Raw genomic sequence first — 2,677 nt, forward strand, 5'->3', positions numbered from 1 at the left:
CGGGCAGCCCGGTGGCCGCGTCGCCCGAGACATGGTTCGCCACGGTGATCCGGGCGGCGTCCGCGGCACCCTGCGGTGACACGCTCACCCCGCCCGCGCCGGCGACCGTACAGCTGGAGCCGGAGACGTTGGACACCCGGAAGCTGCCGTAGACGGCGCCGCCGGAGTCCGGGGAGCCGACGCTGGCGGCGCCGCTGAGCTGCGCGGACGTGCACAGGGTCGCGCTCGCGGCGGTGGGCGTCGCCTCGGTGCCGCCGGGCACGCCGGCGGACGATCCCTTGCCCTTGTCGCCCTTGCCCTTGTCGCTGCCCTTGCCGGTGTCCTTGGAGCCGCCGGAGGTGCCGCCCGACGAACCGCTGCCGCCGGTCTGCCCCTTGGACTGGCCCTCGCTGCCGTGGGTCGCCGAGCCATGGCCGACGACCGACGGGTTGGCGTCGGAGCCGGTGGAGTTGGAGACGTGCACGAGGGCGGGGATCGCCGTGCCGATGAACAGCGCGGCGGCCGCCATCCCGACGACGGCCTGACGCTTGCGCGCCCGCCGCGCCGGTACGGCCCGCCGCAGGTGGGCCAGGGTGCCGTCACGCGGCTCGATCTCCGAGACGGCGTGGTGCAGCAGGTTCCGCAGCACCAGCTCGTCGGAGTCGAATCCGCCGAGTCCTTCGGGACCGGCACCGTCCAGCCCCTTGGGCCCCGAACCGGCCGAACCGGCCCCAGACACAGACCCGGAGCCAGACCCCGGTGCCGACTCCGGCAGGCCGAAGGACAGGAGATCCGCCGCCCCGGACGGCTTCGTGCCGTTGAGGCCGCGCAGTTTACCCAGGTCGTTCAGATCGTGCGCGTCCTTCAGGTCCTGCGCGTCCTTCAAGCCGCGCAGGCCCTTCGGGCCGCCCGGACCCGTCGCGCCCGTCCCGCTCGGAGCCGGGTCGTCGAAGCGGGCGTCGCCCGAACCGGCGTCGGCCGAGCGCACGTCACGCGAGCCCACGTCGCCCGAGCCCGCCTCGCCCGTGGTGACGTCGCCGGAAGCCACATCGCCCGTAGCGATGTCGTCCGAGCGGGTCTCGTCCGGATCCGTGCCGTCGTCGTTGGTGTGCGTCTCCCCCGGGGTCGGGTCGTCCGCGCGCATGTCGTCCGGAGCCGGCTCGTCCGGACCGCGGCCTTCGAGACCCTGACCCTTGGTGGGGCCTTGTTCTTCGGGGCCGTGATTCACAGTTCCGTTCCCAGCGTGCGATTGCGTGTCTTCGTGCTCGGCGAGCCCGCGCCCCCCGACGCGCCGGTCCCGCTCCTGCCCTTCGGTGCGCTCGTCGTCCCGGCGGCCCCAGGAGGCCCGCCTGCGGGCGCCGAGCTCGTCGTGCCCCTCGCGCCTGTCGTGCGTGTCGTGCCCGTCGCCCCTGGCGTCGCCGCTCATGCCGACGCCTCCATGGCGACGCGCAGTGCCGCGATGCCACGGGAGCCGTACGCCTTGACCGAGCCCAGCGATATGCCGAGGGTCTCGGCGACCTGCGCCTCGGTCATGTCGGCGAAGTACCGCAGCACGAGGACCTCGCGCTGACGGCGCTGGAGGCCCTTCATCGCCTTGATGAGGGAGTCGCGCTCCAGCTGGTCGTAGGCGCCCTCCTCCGCGCTCGCCATGTCCGGCATCGGCTTCGACAGCAGCTTCAGACCGAGGATGCGGCGGCGCAGCGCGGAACGCGAGAGGTTCACGACCGTCTGGCGCAGATAGGCGAGCGTCTTCTCCGGCTCGCGGACGCGCTTGCGCGCGGAGTGCACGCGGATGAATGCCTCCTGCACGACGTCCTCGCAGGAGGCGGTGTCGTCGAGGAGGAGGGCCGCGAGGCCGAGGAGCGAGCGGTAGTGGGCGCGGTAGGTCTCGGTGAGATGGTCGACGGTCGTGCCGGAGGCCGGCAGGGTCGTCGTGTCCTCCGCGCCGTCGCGCTGGCTGGGGATGCGGGTGGGCCGCGCCGCGGGCATGGGCGCGATCACCGGCATGCCGCCGGGCGGACCGGGCATGCGGGGACGGCGGGGTGGACGAAGGGCGGTGCCCCTCGTCTGTACCGCGGTGAAGTCGAGTACCTCTGCCACGCCTGTTGGACCCGTATCCCCCCGTGGGGGTTGTACGCGACAGGCATCACTTTTGCGTCAGACCGAGCGCCTGTTCGTACGGCGCATATGCATGGCCGCGCGCCCCGCGCCTCGCCTTGCACGGCCGACCGAACAGCGGACAGCGCGTCGAACGCCCTCATGCATACCAGCTCTTCCCCTATGCCCCGAGTCCGTGCGCGCCCAGCCCCGCCGAAGGGCGCTCGTTAAAGACGCTCCCCGTCCGCCGCGCGGTTGCGGCGGACGGGGAGCAAAATCCTCGATCACCGGGAGGCCTGAATCAACCCGGAAATCACACGGCTGTCCGACCGGAAATCCTCCGTCCGTCGAACCGCCGACTCGAAGAACTTACACGCCACCACCGACAACGCCGACGGCAGCCGACGGCGCCCACAGGCCGTGACAGCCGGTCTATCCCAACGCCGCTGGCGGCGCGAGGAATTCGGGGAACGGTGCACGCGGAGCCAAGGAACAGTGCACGCCGGGACAACAACGGATGGACACCGGGGCCACCGGCACAGCGACGGACGGGGAAAACCGCGCGACCGACCACGCCCGCCCGCAGCCGCCCACCGACCCG

General features: G+C 72.6%; 2 protein-coding genes. Both read right to left on the reverse strand.

Translation table 11 applies throughout. From position 1 onward, the window contains the following. Positions 1–1,405 (reverse strand): hypothetical protein (locus tag AOK15_RS48670; RefSeq protein ID WP_338059954.1); only part of this gene is annotated, 1,405 nt, incomplete at its 3' end. Continuing rightward, entirely contained in the window at positions 1,402–2,007 is a 606-nt protein-coding gene (locus AOK15_RS38955; protein ID WP_107099617.1) for a SigE family RNA polymerase sigma factor, read from the reverse strand. The genes AOK15_RS38955 and AOK15_RS48670, both read right to left, overlap by 4 nt. Positions 2,008–2,677 lie beyond the last annotated feature (670 nt).

Origin of the sequence: Streptomyces ossamyceticus (assembly GCF_001418475.1) — a bacterium.
Lineage (GTDB): Bacteria > Actinomycetota > Actinomycetes > Streptomycetales > Streptomycetaceae > Streptomyces > Streptomyces ossamyceticus.